Origin of the sequence: Tsukamurella asaccharolytica, assembly GCF_007858435.1 — a bacterium.
Taxonomy (GTDB): Bacteria; Actinomycetota; Actinomycetes; order Mycobacteriales; family Mycobacteriaceae; genus Tsukamurella; species Tsukamurella asaccharolytica.
Map to the genome: position 1 here is coordinate 147,098 of NZ_VIGW01000006.1, position 15,218 is coordinate 162,315.

General features: G+C 71.7%; 13 protein-coding genes. 9 read left to right on the top strand and 4 right to left on the bottom strand.

The window, feature by feature from the left end:
• Positions 1 to 843, top strand: coding sequence for a 16S rRNA (cytidine(1402)-2'-O)-methyltransferase (rsmI, locus tag FK529_RS13190; protein ID WP_146561844.1), 843 nt, complete (start codon positions 1 to 3; stop codon positions 841 to 843).
• On the opposite strand, the gene FK529_RS13195 is transcribed toward rsmI, so the two are convergent.
• A complete protein-coding gene (locus FK529_RS13195) occupies positions 816 to 1,934 on the bottom strand; it encodes an aminodeoxychorismate synthase component I (protein WP_231703068.1) in 1,119 nt (372 codons plus the stop codon). The genes rsmI and FK529_RS13195 overlap by 28 nt on opposite strands.
• A gap of 179 nt (positions 1,935 to 2,113) precedes the next feature.
• On the opposite strand from FK529_RS13195, the gene FK529_RS13200 reads away from it, so the two are divergent.
• Both FK529_RS13200 and metG read left to right on the top strand, forming a co-directional pair.
• Positions 2,114 to 2,386 (top strand): hypothetical protein, encoded by a 273-nt coding sequence (locus tag FK529_RS13200; RefSeq protein ID WP_146561846.1) that lies wholly within the window; start codon positions 2,114 to 2,116, stop codon positions 2,384 to 2,386.
• 187 nt (positions 2,387 to 2,573) lie between these two features.
• Positions 2,574 to 4,124: a methionine--tRNA ligase gene (gene metG, locus FK529_RS13205; protein WP_146561849.1), complete on the top strand. Its 1,551-nt coding sequence runs from the start codon at positions 2,574 to 2,576 to the stop codon at positions 4,122 to 4,124.
• Between the two features lie 11 nt (positions 4,125 to 4,135).
• Here the strand turns inward: metG and FK529_RS13210 are convergent, their stop codons facing one another.
• The gene (locus FK529_RS13210) at positions 4,136 to 5,323 is read right to left on the bottom strand and encodes a DUF7373 family lipoprotein (protein WP_146561851.1); all 1,188 of its coding nucleotides are present in this window, start codon (positions 5,321 to 5,323) and stop codon (positions 4,136 to 4,138) included.
• Positions 5,324 to 5,442: 119 nt separating this feature from the next.
• Between FK529_RS13210 and FK529_RS13215 the strand changes: the two genes are divergently transcribed.
• The 4 genes from FK529_RS13215 (at position 5,443) to FK529_RS13230 (ending at position 9,697) form a co-directional block, all read left to right on the top strand.
• Entirely contained in the window at positions 5,443 to 6,291 is an 849-nt protein-coding gene (locus tag FK529_RS13215) for a TatD family hydrolase (protein WP_146561853.1), read from the top strand.
• Between the two features lie 109 nt (positions 6,292 to 6,400).
• Positions 6,401 to 7,858 carry a resuscitation-promoting factor gene (locus FK529_RS20730; RefSeq protein WP_146561855.1) on the top strand — a complete coding sequence of 486 codons (1,458 nt, stop codon included), beginning with the start codon at positions 6,401 to 6,403 and terminating at the stop codon, positions 7,856 to 7,858.
• Between the two features lie 20 nt (positions 7,859 to 7,878).
• Positions 7,879 to 8,772, top strand: a complete 894-nt coding sequence (rsmA, locus tag FK529_RS13225) for a 16S rRNA (adenine(1518)-N(6)/adenine(1519)-N(6))-dimethyltransferase RsmA (RefSeq protein WP_146561857.1) — start codon at positions 7,879 to 7,881, stop codon at positions 8,770 to 8,772.
• A 10-nt stretch (positions 8,773 to 8,782) separates the two neighbouring features.
• Entirely contained in the window at positions 8,783 to 9,697 is a 915-nt protein-coding gene (locus tag FK529_RS13230; RefSeq protein WP_146561859.1) for a 4-(cytidine 5'-diphospho)-2-C-methyl-D-erythritol kinase, read from the top strand.
• A gap of 7 nt (positions 9,698 to 9,704) precedes the next feature.
• Here FK529_RS13230 and FK529_RS13235 read toward each other — a convergent pair whose 3' ends face one another.
• Complete coding sequence (locus FK529_RS13235) at positions 9,705 to 11,507, bottom strand: ABC-F family ATP-binding cassette domain-containing protein (RefSeq protein ID WP_146561861.1); 1,803 nt, start codon at positions 11,505 to 11,507, stop codon at positions 9,705 to 9,707.
• 76 nt (positions 11,508 to 11,583) lie between these two features.
• Here FK529_RS13235 and FK529_RS13240 point away from each other — a divergent pair, with 76 nt between their 5' ends.
• The gene (locus FK529_RS13240; RefSeq protein WP_231703069.1) at positions 11,584 to 12,585 is read left to right on the top strand and encodes an enoyl-CoA hydratase/isomerase family protein; all 1,002 of its coding nucleotides are present in this window, start codon (positions 11,584 to 11,586) and stop codon (positions 12,583 to 12,585) included.
• A 327-nt stretch (positions 12,586 to 12,912) separates the two neighbouring features.
• Positions 12,913 to 13,557, top strand: coding sequence for a LysE family translocator (locus FK529_RS13245; RefSeq protein ID WP_146562065.1), 645 nt, complete (start codon positions 12,913 to 12,915; stop codon positions 13,555 to 13,557).
• Positions 13,558 to 13,603: 46 nt separating this feature from the next.
• Here FK529_RS13245 and FK529_RS13250 read toward each other — a convergent pair whose 3' ends face one another.
• A complete protein-coding gene (locus FK529_RS13250; protein WP_146561865.1) occupies positions 13,604 to 15,208 on the bottom strand; it encodes a peptide chain release factor 3 in 1,605 nt (534 codons plus the stop codon).
• Positions 15,209 to 15,218: the final 10 nt, after the last annotated feature.

Here is a 15,218-nt window from a genome sequence, read left to right on the forward strand (position 1 = left end):
GTGGGATCAGAGGACGCACGTGGGGCACTGATCGTCGCAGGGGTGCCGATGGGCAACCCGGGTGACGCCACCGCGCGGCTCGTCGCGGCGCTCGGCTCCGCCGACGTCATCGCCGCCGAGGACACCCGCCGGGCCCGGTCCCTGGCCGCCTCGCTCGACGTCGAACCGCGCGGGCGGATCCTCAGCTTCTACGACCACAACGAGGCCGGACGCATCCCGCAACTGCTGGCCGCGCTCGACGCCGGCGAGACCGTCCTGCTCATCACCGACGCCGGCATGCCGTCGGTCTCCGACCCCGGATATCGCCTGGTCGCGGCGGTCGTCGAGGCGGGGCACCGGGTCACCTGCCTGCCGGGCCCGTCGGCCGTCACCACGGCGCTGGCCCTGTCCGGGCTGCCCGTCGAGCGGTTCCTGTTCGACGGGTTCGCCCCGCGCAAGTCCGGTGCCCGCCGGTCGTGGCTCACCGATCTGGTCGCGGAGCGTCGCGCGGCGGTCTTCTTCGAGTCGCCGCACCGCCTCGCGGAGACCCTCGCCGACGCCGCGGAGGTCCTCGGAACCGGGCGTCGCGCCGCGGTGTGTCGCGAGCTGACCAAGACCTACGAGGAGGTCCGTCGCGGCACGCTGGGCGAGCTCGCGGCGTGGGCCGCCGACGGGGTCCGCGGCGAGATCACCGTCGTGGTCGAGGGCGCCGCGCCGGTCTCCGCGAACCCGGAGGACCACATCGCCGCGGTGCTGCGCCGCGTCGACGCGGGGGAGCGACTCAAGGACGCCTGCGCCGCCGTCGCCGCGGAGACCGGCGCGTCCAAGCGGGAGCTCTACGAGGCGGCGCTCGCCGCCCGGTAGCCCACGATCGACGCGGCTTTGTCCAGGCACTCGCGCCACTCCGCGTCGGGCTCGGAGTCGATGGTGATGCCGCCGCCCACACCGAGCCGCAGCGCACCGCCCCGCGCCTCGACGGTGCGGATCGCGACGCTCAGGTCCAGGCCCGTCAGCGGGTGGTCGATGCCGATCGCGCCGCAATAGGTGCCGCGGGTGTGCCGCTCCCACGCGGTGATGCGCTCGCGGGCGGAGAGCTTCGGCGTGCCCGTGACCGACGCGGGCGGGAAGGTCGCGTCCAGCAGCTCGGCCCGGGTGGTGCCGGGCCGCTGCGTCGCGGTCACCGTCGAGACCAGGTGCCAGACGCCGGGCGCGGGCTCGACCCGCAGCAGCTCCGGCGTCCGGACGGTGCCGGTCGCGGCGACACGGCTGAGGTCGTTGCGTACCAGGTCGACGATCATCACGTTCTCCGCGACGTCCTTGACGCTCGCGCGCAGGTCCTCCGGCGGCCGGGTCAGTGGCAGCGTGCCCTTGATGGGCCGCTCCGTGAGCGCACCGTCGCGCTCGGTGAGGAAGGTCTCGGGGGAGAAGGAGGCGATCGCGCCCCAGTCGCCCTCGAGGTAGGCGGCCTTCGCCGGCCGGGTGGCGGCGGCGATGTCGGCGAACAGGTCCAGCGGGTCGCCGGTGAGGGCGCCGTCGAACCGGGTGCACACGTTCACCTGGTAGACGTCGCCCGCGCGGATCGCGTCCTGGCAGGCGAGCACGGCGGCGCGGTGGTCGGCCCGGTCGGGCGGGGTCCAGGTGGCGGCCCACGACCGCGGGGCGGGCGCGAGGTCGGGGACGGGGAACGCCGGGTCGGTGCAGGCCCAGTGGCCGTCGTGGTCCAACAGGAGCAGCGGCCCGGGGTCCCCGCCGAGGATCTCCGGGACGAGGCGGGGCTCGCCGGTCGTGTCCGGGTAGCCGACGACGCCCAGCCACGGCGCACCGTCGGGCGCGACGCCGGGGGCCAGCCGCGGCGACGGCGCGACCACCGCGCGGAAGCCGCCCCACGTGCCGAGCAGCGCCGCGGGCCGGTGGCCGCGCTCGCGGAGCGCCCGCAGCATGTCGACCGGTTGCACTGCGTCATCCTGTCACGGCCCCGTCCCGGCCCGACGCCGGTCGCGCCGGGCGATCTCGGGGAGGAATGGGGGATTCACCGGATGTGCCCGGACGGGCCGGGCCGGAAGAGTGGGTCTCGGCCGGCGGATCTCTCCCACCCACCCGATCCGCCAGCCACCCGAACGACGGAGGAGCAACGATGAACCCGGTGATCGACGGCGGCACGGCCCTCGGCGGGCGGCTGGCCTGGGTGCACGTCGCCCACGGCGAGCGCAGCCAGGTCCGGTTCTACGCGGACGGCGAGTACGCGGGTACCGCGACCGCGCTGCCGACCGTCGACACCGAGGTCATCGGCGTGGACTACGACGTCGTCTACGTCCGCTACGGCCGCGCCATCGCCCGCTTCCGCCTTGACGAGTCCGGCGCGGTCCTCGCGCTGGACGCGGTGCCGCCGTCCGTACTCGCGGGCTGACGAGCGTCGCGATCCCGGCGCCGACTGCGGGAGTCGGCAGGTGTCGCCGCCGAGGTCATACAGAAACTGAATAACTGCTGGTTGAGAACGTAGCCACCGACGCGAACTGGTGGTATTCACTTTCTGTATAGCTCTACGGCAACGGCACCCGATCCTCCCGGGCCGGCACCGATAAGCTGGGCCCACCATGGCTGCAGACAAGGCTTTCTACATCACCACGGCGATCGCCTACCCGAACGGCGTACCCCACATCGGGCATGCCTACGAGTACATCGCCACCGACGTGATCGCGCGGTTCCAGCGACTCGACGGTTACGAGGTCTTCTTCCTCACCGGCACCGACGAGCACGGCCTGAAGATGCAGCAGACCGCAGCCAAGGAGGGCATCGAGACCAAGGCCCTCGCCGACCGCAACGCCGCCGCCTTCGAGGCGCTGCAGCGCGCCGTCGGCTCGACCTTCGACCGGTTCATCCGCACCACCGACGCCGACCATTACGAGGCGTCGAAGGCCATCTGGCAGAAGATGGTCGACGCCGGCGACATCTACCTGGGCAAGTACTCGGGCTGGTACTCCGTGCGCGACGAGGCGTACTACTCCGAGGACGAGACCACCGTCACCGAGGACGGCACCCGCGTCTCCACCGACACCGGCACCGAGGTCGAGTGGACCGAGGAGGCGTCCTACTTCTTCAAGCTGTCGGCCTACCAGGACCGGCTGCTCGCGCTGCTGGACCGCGAGGGCGGTTACCTCGAGCCCGCGACGCGCCGCAACGAGATCGTCAGCTTCATCAAGGGCGGCCTCAAGGACCTGTCGATCAGCCGCGACACCTTCGACTGGGGCGTGCCCGTGCCGGGCGACCCGGACCACGTCATGTACGTCTGGGTCGACGCGCTGACCAACTACCTCACCGGCGCCGGCTACCCCGATACGGACTCGGAGCAGTTCCGGACGTTCTGGCCGCCGAAGCTGCAGATCATCGGCAAGGACATCATCCGCTTCCATGCCGTCTACTGGCCCGCGTTCCTGATGAGCGCCGGGATCGAGCTGCCCGAGCGCGTCTTCGCCCACGGCTTCCTGTTCAACAAGGGCGAGAAGATGAGCAAGTCGGTCGGCAACGTCGTCGACCCGCATGCCCTCATCGCCGAGTACGGCCTCGACGCGCTGCGCTTCTTCCTGCTCCGCGAGGTCAGCTTCGGCCAGGACGGCAGCTACAGCCACGAGGCCATCGTCGGGCGGATCAACGCCGACCTCGCGAACGAGCTCGGCAATCTCGCGCAGCGGTCGCTGTCGATGATCAACAAGAACTGCGCGGGCACGGTCCCCACGCCGGGCCCGTTCACGCCCGCCGACGAGGCCCTCCTCGCCCGGGCCGACGGCCTGCTGGCGACGTCCCGCCGGCACGTCGGCGACCAGGCGCTGCACCTCTACCTCGAGGCGATCTGGGAGGTGCTCGCGGAGACCAACCGGTACTTCTCGGCGCAGGAGCCGTGGAAGCTCAAGTCGACCGACCCCGAGCGCATGGGCACGGTGCTCTACACGACCGCCGAGGTGGTCCGCCAGGTGGCGCTGCTCCTGCAGCCCGTGATGCCGGAGTCGGCGGAGGAGCTGCTCACCCTGCTGGAGCAGCCCAAGGACCGGCGCACCTTCGAGGCCGTCGGCACCCGCCTCGCCGCGGGCACCGCGCTGCCCAAACCGCAGGGCGTCTTCCCGCGGTACGTCGAGCCCGAGGCCGAGTAGCCGCGGCGGGGCTACGGCGTGGTCGCGAGGATCGAGAACTGGGCGGCGGCCTTCTGCCGCGCGAGGGCGGCGTTGGTGTCGTAGACCGAGGCGACGTAGCGCCCGACGGGGATCCAGCAGTACGTGAGGTCGCCGCCGGTCATGCACTTCACCGAGGGCAGCTGGGGAATTCCGGCGACGGCGGGGTTCTTGCCCGCGATCGTCTGCACCATCGTGGTCGCGGCCGCCGCGTCGCGCGTGCGGTAGACGACGCTGCCGCTCCCCGTGTTGCCGATCAGGTCGATGCCCGCGGCGAGATAGGTCTCGGTCTTGGTGATGTCCTGGATCCGGTGCAACTGACCATTCCAGGTGTACCAGTTCTCCTGGGCGGTCGGATCCAGCTCGCCCGCCGCCGGGAGGGTCCGCGAAAGGATGCCGTCCCGGTCGAGGTCGAGCGTGCGAATCCGGTCGACGGGGGTCGGGGTGAAGGCCTTGAGCTTCGGCAGTTCCAGGCCGTAGGCCTTGGTCACGAACTGCGCGCCCTGGTCGGTGGTCGGGCCGGTGCCGCTGACGTTCACGACGAACGCGCCTTGCGCGACGTAGGCGTCGACGGTGCCGGGCTTGAACTCGGTCGCGACCACGTCGGGCGCACCGTCGGCCGTGACGCGGACCTTGCGCGCGGACGCCGTGGCGGTGCGGATCGCGTCGACGGCCTTCTTCGCGGCCTCGGGGGAGTCGAAGCGGTAGAGGCCGATGCGTACCGCGACGGTGGGCTTGTCGAGGGCATCGCCGCGGGTGGTGGTCATACCCACGCGCATGGTGTTCTCGTGGAAGGCGGTGGCGGTCGCGTCGGGCACGCGGCTACGGAGGCCGTCGCCGTCGAGCACGGGGAAGGAGCGTAGGCCCGCGCCGCCGATGATCAGGCGCGGGTCGACCTCGTTCGCCTGGATCAGCGCCTCATCGCCCATCCGGTTGCCCTCGACGACCCACGACCGGTTCTCGGAGGTCGTGATCGTGCGGGCCCGCGACGGGTAGGCGCCGAAGTCCAGGCCGGCGGGGACCGGCACCGTCGGGCCGGCGGAGGCGCGGGTCGACGCCGGCGACGACGCGGCGGGCGCCCCCGACGAGGACGCGGCGACGGGCTCCCCGCCGGTGGTGTTGCAGGCCGCGAGTACGGCGACGCCGGCGACGACGGCACAGGCCTGGACGGACTTCTTCATGCGTTCTCCTCGGTCGGACACCGCACGAGTACACCAGGTGCGTCTTCGCGGCTGCTTAACGAAGTATTAAGCACGGTCCCGGGCGCAGGGCGCGCGGCGGCACCGGGACAATGGAGATCATGGGGAAGAAGAAGCCGCCGCCTCCGCTGCCCGCGCCGCTGCCCGGCCTCGTCGACGCGCACACGCATCTCGACGGCTGCCGCGCCCGCACGCCCGAGGCCGTGCGGGAGCTGGTCGACCGCTCGGCGTCCGTCGGCGTCGACCGCGTGGTCACCGTCGCCTGCGATCTGGACCAGGCGCGGTTCGTCATCGAGGCCAGCCGCTGGGACGACCGGGTCTTCGCCGCCGTGGCCCTGCACCCGACCGACGCGCACCAGCTCGAGACCGACGGTGCGCCGGCGGAGCTCGAGCGCCTGGCCGCCGACCCGCGCTGCGTGGCGATCGGGGAGACGGGTCTGGACTGGTACTGGCTCGGCAAGCGGGAGGACGTGGCGACGCCGGCGCAGCAGCACGCCGCCTTCGAATGGCACATCGACCTGGCAAAGCGGCTCGGCAAGCCGCTGATGATCCACAACCGCGAGGCGGACGCCGACATCCTGCAGGATCTCGAGCGGTTCGGCGCCCCGGAGACGGTGATCTTCCACTGCTTCTCCGGCGACGCGGCGATGGCACGCGAGTGCGTGGACCGCGGCTACGTGCTGAGCTTCTCGGGCACCGTCACGTTCACCAACGCCACCGAACTGCAGGAGGCGGCGCGTCTCGTTCCGGACAGTCAACTGCTCGTCGAGACCGACGCGCCGTTCCTCACGCCCCATCCGTACCGCGGTACCCCCAACGAGTCGTACTGCATCCCCTACACCGCCCGATACCTCGCTGACCTGCGCGGAGTCGCGGCGGAGGAGCTCGCCGCCGCCACCACGACGACGGCCGACCGTGTGTTCGGCGCCACATTCTCTGCAGCGAAATGAACGGAAACTGGCACGCCACCCACTTCTCCGTTACCGTACTGTGATGCAACGGCGACCGAAACGTCGCCCGACCGGCAGTCCATCGCAGCCTCCGTAGGGATAGTCACCAGTGCCTGAGCTCGACGCAGACGACACCACCACCACGGTGGATCAGAACACCACGCATCCGCGCGCGGGTGCCTTCGGCGCCACCGGGGAGCGGACCGCCGAGTTCGACGTGACCCAGGTCTTCGCCCGGTTCCCCGGCACTCCGCTCGACCCCGAGGCGGACCGCGAGATCATCGACCTCGAGGCCGAGGTCTACGGCGACGACGCCGTCGCGGAGGCCGAGGGCCTGGCCCTCGCCGCGGAGCAGCAGTACGCCGCGGAGCACCCGCAGGGCGACGCCGACGAGGCCCCCGCTGCGCAGGCCAAGGACGACGACGGCAGCTCCGGCGTTCTCACGGGCCTGTCTGCCAAGCTCGAGAACACCCCCGTTCGCGCCGTCACTGGCGCCATGCTGGTCGCCCTCATGGCCACCGGCGGCACCGCCGCGGCGCTGTACCAGGACTTCACCGTCACCGTCGACGGGCAGACCCACGAGGTCTCCACGATGAGCCGCTCGGTGAAGTCGATCCTCGGCTCCGCCGGTGTCGAGGCCGACGCCGCCGACCGGGTGAGCCCCGGACTCGGCGAGTCCGTCAAGCCCGGCCAGCCCATCACCGTGCAGCACGCCCGCGACGTCGCGGTCAACGTCAACGGCACGGTCCGCACCGTCAAGACCACCGACCTGACGATGGGCGCCGCGCTCGCCTCGGCCGGCCTCGGCGACGCGCGGAACTTCGTCTCCGTCCCGCTCGACGCGCAGGTCCCGCTCGACGGCGCCGCGGTTTCGGTGGTCACGCCGATCGCGACCACCGTGGTCGACGCGGGCGGCAGGGTCGCCGCCACCGCAGCCGGCCGCACCGTCGGCGAGTACCTCGCGAAGCTGGGCACCCCGCTGATCCAGCAGGACTCCGTCAAGCCGAGTGCCAACACCCCCGTCACCCCCGGCATGACCATCGCGGTCAGCCGGAACCGGACGTCCACCGTCACGGTCACCGAGCCGTACACCGCTCCGCCGAAGAAGGTCGACGACCCGAAGCTGACCAACGGCAAGACCCAGGTCACCGACCCGGGCAAGCCGGGTACGCAGGAGGTCCAGTACCGCGAGAACGTGGTGGACGGCAAGGTCGTCTCCCGCGAGAAGGTCGGCGCCAAGGTCATCGACCCGGGCGTCGCCGGCGTCACCGCGGTCGGCACCGCTCCGGGCGCGCCGTACGTCGCTCCGGGCTCCGTCTGGGATCGGCTCGTGATGTGCGAGTCCACCGGCAACTGGTCGATCAACACGGGCAACGGCTTCTACGGCGGCGTCCAGTTCGACTACGGCACCTGGCTGCGCCACGGCGGCGGCAAGTACGCCCCGCGCGCCGACCTCGCGACCCGCGAGGAGCAGATCGAGATCGCCCGCAAGACGCTCAAGGCGCAGGGCTGGGGCGCGTGGCCGTCCTGCTCGGCGCGCCTCGGGCTCTCCGGCAACTCGGAGTAGTCGCAGTAGAGTCACCTCCTGTGACCGGCGCCGAATTCAAGAATCAGGCACGACTGCTCGGCCCCGCGGAGATCCGCGCGCTGGCCGGGCAGTTGTCCGTTCGTCCCACGAAGACGCTGGGGCAGAACTTCGTGCACGATCCGAACACGGTCCGCAAGATCGTCGCCGCGGCCGACGTGCGTCCCGACGACATCGCGCTCGAGGTCGGCCCGGGCCTAGGCTCGCTCACGCTCGCGCTGCTCGACGTCGCCGCATCCGTCACGGCCATCGAGATCGATCCCGTTCTCGCGGAACAACTTCCGAAGACGGTGGCCGAGCGCGCGCCCGAGCTCGCCGAGAACCTCACCGTGATCGGCGAGGACGCGCTCACGGTCTCCGGTGCGCAGGTGTCCGTCGCGGGATCCCCGACGGTGCTCGTCGCGAACCTCCCGTACAACGTCTCGGTGCCGGTGTTGCTGCACCTGCTCGCCGAGGTCCCGACGCTGCGCACCGTGCTGGTGATGGTGCAGCTCGAGGTGGCCGACCGGCTCGCCGCGGCCCCGGGCTCGCGCGTCTACGGCGTCCCGTCGGTCAAGGCGGCCTACTACGGGCGGGTACGCAAGGCCGGCACCGTCGGGCGGGCCGTCTTCTGGCCCGAGCCCAACGTCGAGTCCGGCCTGGTGCGGATCGACCTGCACGGCCCCGACGGCCGGCCCGACGTGGACCGTGACCGCCTGTGGGCCGCCGTCGACGCCGCCTTCGCGCAGCGCCGCAAGACCCTGCGCGCCGCTCTCGCGCGCTGGGCGGGATCGCCCGCCGCTGCGGAGGAACTCCTGGTGGCGGCCGGTATCGATCCCCGCGAGCGGGGGGAGAAGCTGTCCGTCGAGCAGTTCGCGACGCTCGCCGCCACCCGTCCTGCGGCCCCGGCACCGTAGTCTGGACCGCGTGCTTTCCGTGGTTCCGACCTCCCTGACCGTGCGGGCGCCCGCCAAGGTGAACCTTCACCTCGGGGTGGGTGACCTCCGGCCCGACGGCTTCCACGAGCTGGTCACGGTCTTCCAGGCGCTCTCGCTGCACGACGACGTGACCCTCACGCCGTCCGATGCGTTGACGGTGCGGGTGACCGGCGAGGGCGTGCGCGACGTGCCGACCGATGCCACGAACTTGGCCGCGCGGGCCGTGGCCGCGCTCGCGGAGCGGTACGGCAGGGACCCGTACCTGCAGATCGACATCGCGAAGGGCATCCCCGTGGCCGGCGGCATGGCGGGCGGCTCCGCGGACGCGGCCGCCGCGCTGCTCGGCGCCGCCACCCTCTGGGGCCTCGACGTCGGCCGCGACGAGCTCGACGAGGTGGCCGCGACGCTCGGCTCCGACGTCCCGTTCTCGCTCCACGGCCACACCGCGCTCGGCACCGGCCGAGGCGAGCGGCTGATCCCCGCGCTCGCCCGCGGTGAGTTCCACTGGACCCTGGCGCTCGCGCGCGAGGGGCTCAGTACCCCCGCGGTGTATCGCGAGCTCGACCGGCTCCGCGAGGTCGGCGACCCGCCGCGCGCCGGCAGCCCGGACGCGCTGCTCGCCGCCGTGGCCTCCGGCGATCCCCACCGCCTGGCGCCGCTGCTCGCGAACGACCTGCAGGCTGCCGCGCTCTCGCTGCAGCCCGGCCTGCGGCGCACGCTGCGGGCCGGCATCGAGGCGGGGGCGCTGGCCGGCATCGTCTCCGGGAGCGGCCCCACCTGCGCCTTCCTCTGCGCGAGCGCCGACGACGCCGTCGACGTGGGCACCGAACTCGCCGGCGCCGGCGTCTGCCGGACGGTGCGCGTGGCCTCCGGCCCGGTGCCCGGCGCCACCGTCGTGCCCTAGCGGGCGCCTACTCCAGCGCCTCCGAGAGCTCCAACCAGCGCAGCTCCTGCTCGGCCAGTTCGTCCTCCAGCGCGGCGATCTTCTTCATCTCCTCCGCGAGGCCGGCGTAGTCGCCCTGGTCGTGCTCAGCCAGGGCGAGCTTCGCCTTCTCGACCTGCTCCGTCAGCTTGGTCATCCGGCGCTCGACGGCCGTGACCTCCTTCTGCGCCGCGCGCAGCTCCGCGCCGCTGAGTCCGGCCTCGCCGCCGCCGGTCACCGTCGAATCCGCACGGGCGGAACCGGTTCCCGCGCCGTGCTGGGCGCGCCGCAGGGCGAGGTACTCGTCGACGCCGCCCGGCAGGTGCCGCAGGCGCCGGTCCAGGATGGCGTACTGCTGGTCGGTGACGCGCTCGAGGAAGTAGCGGTCGTGGCTGACCACGATGAGCGTGCCGGGCCACGAGTCGAGCAGGTCCTCCATCGCGGCCAGCATGTCGGTGTCCAGGTCGTTGGTCGGCTCGTCGAGGATCAACACGTTCGGCGAGTCCAGCAGGATGAGAAGCAGCTGCAGCCGCCGCTTCTGCCCGCCGGAGAGGTCCTTGACCGGCGTCGAGAGCTGCGCGCTCGCGAAGCCCAGCCGCTCCAGCAGCTGCGACGGGGTCAGGTCCTGCGCCTTGGACCCGCTGCCCACGGTGAAGCTGGTGGCGAGGTTCGCCAGCACCACCCGCACGGGGTCGTCCCAGTGCTGCTCGAGCTCGTCGAGCCGCTGCGTCAGCGTCTGCACCTTGACGGTCTTGCCGCGCTTGACGGTGCCGGTCGTCGGCTGCACGGCCCCGTCGATCAGCCCGAGGAGCGTCGATTTGCCGGCGCCGTTGACGCCGAGGATGCCCGTGCGCTCGCCGGGGGCGATGCGCCATTCGATGTCGCTGAGCACCTGCTTGTCGCCGTACGCGACGCCCACGTCGAGGATGTCGACGACGTCCTTGCCGAGTCGCGAGACGGCGAGCGACTGCAGCTCGGTCTTGTCGCGGATCTCGGGGACGTCGGAGATGAGCGCGTTCGCCGCGTCGATGCGGAACTTGGGCTTGCTGGTGCGGGCGGGGGCGCCGCGGCGCAGCCAGGCCAGCTCCTTGCGCGCGAGGTTCTGCCGCTTCTGTTCGATCGACGCGGCCTGCCGGTCGCGCTCCACGCGCTGCAGGATGTACGCGGCGTAACCGCCCTCGAAGGGCTCGACGATGCGGTCGTGCACCTCCCAGGTGGCGGTGCAGACCTCGTCGAGGATCCACCGGTCGTGGGTCACCATGAGCAGGCCGCCCTGGTTGGCGGGCCAGCGGGTCTTGAGGTGGCCGGCGAGCCACTCGATGGCCTCGACGTCGAGGTGGTTGGTGGGCTCGTCCAGGATGAGCACGTCGTGTTCGCCGGCGAGGAGCTGCGCCAACTGCACGCGCCGCCGCTGCCCGCCGGAGAGCTCGCCGAGCCGGGCGTCCCAGGGCAGGTCGGTGAGCAGGCCGGCGAGGATGTCGCGCACCATCGGGTCGCCCGCCCAGACGTGCTCGGGGGTGTCGCCGACGACCGCGTGCCCGACCGTGTCCTCGTCGTCGAAGAGGTCGGTCTGGGTGAGCACGCCCACCCGGACGCCGCCCCGTCGGGTCACGCGGCCCGAATCGGGCTCGCGGGTGCCGGCCAGCAGGCCGAGTAGGCTTGACTTGCCGTCGCCGTTACGGCCGACGATGCCGATCCGGTCGCCCTCGCCCACGCCGAGGGACACCGAATCGAAGACCGTCTTGGTCGGGTACTCGAGGTGCAGCGCGTCCGCGCCGAGAAGATTCGCCATCGCGCGTCCAGGTTACGCGGGCGCCTGCCATACTGATTTAGTTGGATGTGCGACCAATCGTTTGGAGGAGTGGTCTGTGAGCGACGCCGAGATCGTCACCACCGTGGCCGGGGGCACCGGCCACATCGAGCTGAACCGTCCGAAGGCGCTCAACGCGCTGACCACGGACATGGTGCACGCGATCGATGCGGCCCTACGGGAGTGGGAGACCGACGACGCCGTGACGCGGGTCCTCCTCACCTCGTCGTCGCCCAAGGCGTACTGCGCCGGCGGCGACGTCCGCGCCATCCGCGACCAGGTGGTGGCGGGGGAGGACTTCACCCCGTTCTTCCGCGACGAATACGCGATGAACCTGCGCCTCGCGGAGTTCCCCAAGCCCGTGATCGCCCTCATCGACGGCGTGGACATGGGCGGCGGCGTGGGCGTCTCGATCCACGGCTCGCACCGGGTCGTCTCGGAGAAGGCCCTCATCGCCATGCCCGAGGTCGCGATCGGCTTCCTTCCCGATGTGGGCGCCACGTACATCCTCGGCCGCCTGCCGCAGGGCTTCGGCGAATACATGGGGATGACGGCCGCGCGCGTCGGCGCCGGCGACGCGCTGGCCGTCGGGCTCGCGACGCACTTCGTGCCGTCGTCGGCCATGCCGGACGTCACGGCCGCCCTCCTCGCGGGCGACGAGCTGGACGGCGTCCTCGCCCGCTTCGGCGATCGGGCCCCCGCGTCGACGCTGCCGATCGAGGCGATCGCCGACGTCTTCGGCCGGGACTCGGTCACCGAGATCCTCGCCGGCCTCGCCGCGACGTCCGGCGCCTGGGCGGACACCGCCCGCGAGCAGCTGTCCACGGCCTGCCCCACCTCGGTCTTCGTCACCTTCGGCCTCATTCAGGAGTCCCGCAGCCGCACGCTCGCCCAGTGCCTCGCCGCGGAGTCCGTCGTGGGCGCCCGCCTCCTCCGTCGCCCCGACTTCGTCGAGGGCATCCGCGCGGTCCTCATCGACAAGACCCGCGACCCGAAGTTCTCGCCCGCGTCGATGGACGACGTCGACGAGCGCGAGATCGAGGCCCTCCTCGCCCCCTGATCCTCGCCTCCCGCGCTCGCAGCACTCGCTGCGCTCGTGGCGCCCGCTGCGCTCGTGGCGCCCCTATAGGGGCGGCCACCTCCCCCTGTCCATGGACGTAGGGAGTGCACGACACGCGAGGGCGCTGCACGTCCCGCTAGGGAGAGGCGAAGCGGGTCAGCCGCAGCCGGGCGCGCTCGGATCGGGTTCGACGGTGACCGGGCCCTCCGGTACCAGCGCTGTCGGCACGCGGCCCTCGTCGCGCCGCCACGGGCCGTCGCGAGCACGCCAGTCACCCTCGACTGGCTGTGTACCCGGCGCCGCCACGCCGCCAGGATCGAGTCCATGATCGTTTCGTGGACCGCGGTGGCGGGAATGGTGGTGACGGCGTTGGCGATGGTGCTCACGCCCGGGCCGAACATGATCTACCTCGTCTCGCGCAGCATCAGCCAGGGCCGCGCAGCGGGACTGATCTCGCTGGCCGGCACCGGGGTGGGATTCGTCGTCTACCTCGTCGTCGCCAATGTCGGGCTCGCCGTGGTCTTCGTGGCGGTGCCGTGGCTGTTCGTGGGCTTCAAGGCCGCGGGTGCGCTGTACCTCGGCTACCTCGCCTGGCAGGCGTTGCGCCCCGGTGGCCGCGGACTGTTCGAGACCGCCGGCTTGCCGCGTGATTCCGCTGGGAAGCTCTTCCGCATGGGCCTGCTCACCAACCTGCTCAATCCCAAGGCGGCGATCATGTACCTCGCGCTGATCCCGCAGTTCATCGACCCCGGGCGCGGGTACACCGCGGCGCAGGGCCTACTCCTCGGCGGCGCGCAGATCACGGTGTCGATGCTGGTCAACGGCGCGATCGTGGTCGCCGCGGGCACGGTGGCGGCGCTCATCGCGCGACGCCCGTCGTGGGCGGAGTGGCAGCGCAGGATCACCGGTACCCTGCTCGGGGTCGTCGCCCTGCTCCTCGCCCGCGAGGTGCCCCAGCGCGCCCGCGTCTGAGCGCCGAGTCGGCCGACCTGGTAGCTCTGTGGCGCTCGCGACGCACTCAGTCGGCCGCGGCGACCAGGGGCTCGAGCGTGAGCGACGGGTGCTCCTTCGCGATGTACTGCAGCCGCCACTTGTCCGAGAACAGGGCCAGCAGCGCGCCGTCGTTGCGCTCGAAGACCTCGACGCCGCGCTGCCGGTTGAGCTCGTCCGCGCTGGCGGCGTCGGTGCGCCGCGCGACCGAGTAGCCCAGGTGCTCGACCTGCACGTCGACGTTGAACTCCGTCTTCATGCGGGCGACCACCACCTCGAACTGCATCGGGCCCACGGCGGCCATCACAGGGGAGGCGTCGCCGCGGACGTCGTTGCGCAGCAACTGGACCACGCCCTCGGTGCCGAGCTGCTCGATACCCTTGCGGAACTGCTTGTACTTGCCCGCCGAGTCCGCGCGGACCACCGCGAAGTGCTCCGGCGCGAACGAGGGGATCGGCGGGAACTGGACGGTCGCGCCGTCGTACAGGGTGTCGCCGGGGGCGAGCGCGTTGGCGTTGACCAGACCCACAACGTCGCCGGGGTAGGCGGTCTCGACGGTCTCGCGGTCGCGACCGACCACGGTCATCGCGTACTTGGTCGCGAAGGGCTTGCCGGTCTGCGCGTGCTGGACCACCATGCCGCGCTCGAACTCGCCGGAGACGATCCGCATGAAGGCCAGGCGATCCCGGTGCGCGGCGTCCATACCCGCCTGCACCTTGAAGACCACGGCGCTGAACGGATCGGTCACCTCGCGCTCGGAGTCGTCGATCGCGGTGCGCGAGTGCGGCGCGGGCGCCAGCTCGACGAGGGCCTCGAGCAGCTGCCGCACACCGAAATTGAGGATCGCCGAGGTGAAAATCACCGGCGAGGTCTGGCCCGCCAGGAACAGCTCCTGGTCGTGGCCCTGCCCCATCTCGGTCATCAGCTCCGTCTCCTCGACCGCTTCGGCCCACACGTCGCCCTCGCGGTCGAGCGCGGCGTCGGTCGAAAGATGTTCCTCGGGAGCGATCTTCGCGCCACCGGCCGTGCGGGTGAAGTGCACGTACTCGTCCTTGCGCACGTCGCGCAGGCCGCGGAAGTCGCCCGCGATCCCGACGGGCCAGAACAGGGGAGTGGGCGTCAGGCCGATGCGCTCGGAGATCTCGTCGAGCAGCTCCAGCGGCGTGCGGCCGGGCCGGTCCCACTTGTTGATGACGGTGATCACGGGGATACCGCGGTGCCGGCAGACCTGGAAGAGCTTGAGCGTCTGCGGCTCCAGGCCCTTCGCGGCGTCGATGAGCATCACGGCCGCGTCGACCGCCGTGAGCACCCGGTAGGTGTCCTCGGAGAAGTCGGCGTGGCCGGGGGTGTCGACGAGGTTGATCACCGTCGGCTCGTCGTCCTCGGCGGCAGTGGAGGAGGTGTAATTGAACTGCAGCGCCGTCGAGCTGACGGAGATGCCGCGCGCCTTCTCCATCTCCATCCAGTCGGAGACCGTCGACTTGCGGCCGGCCTTGCCGTGGATCGCGCCGGCCTCGTTGATCACCCGGGCGTGCAGCGCCAGGGCCTCCGTCATCGTCGACTTGCCCGCGTCGGGGTGGCTGATGATGGCGAAGGTGCGGCGGCGGGAAACCTCGTCGGCTATGGAACTCACGGGGAGCCAG

What these genes read in the sequence shown, in the direction of transcription:
- metG (WP_146561849.1), top strand. Translation starts at nt 2,574, where the DNA reads ATGGCTGCAGACAAGGCTTTCTACATCACCACGGCGATCGCCTACCCG.
- FK529_RS13210 (WP_146561851.1), bottom strand. Translation starts at nt 5,323, where the DNA reads ATGAAGAAGTCCGTCCAGGCCTGTGCCGTCGTCGCCGGCGTCGCCGTA.
- FK529_RS13215 (WP_146561853.1), top strand. Translation starts at nt 5,443, where the DNA reads ATGGGGAAGAAGAAGCCGCCGCCTCCGCTGCCCGCGCCGCTGCCCGGC.
- FK529_RS13200 (WP_146561846.1), top strand. Translation starts at nt 2,114, where the DNA reads ATGAACCCGGTGATCGACGGCGGCACGGCCCTCGGCGGGCGGCTGGCC.
- FK529_RS13235 (WP_146561861.1), bottom strand. Translation starts at nt 11,507, where the DNA reads ATGGCGAATCTTCTCGGCGCGGACGCGCTGCACCTCGAGTACCCGACC.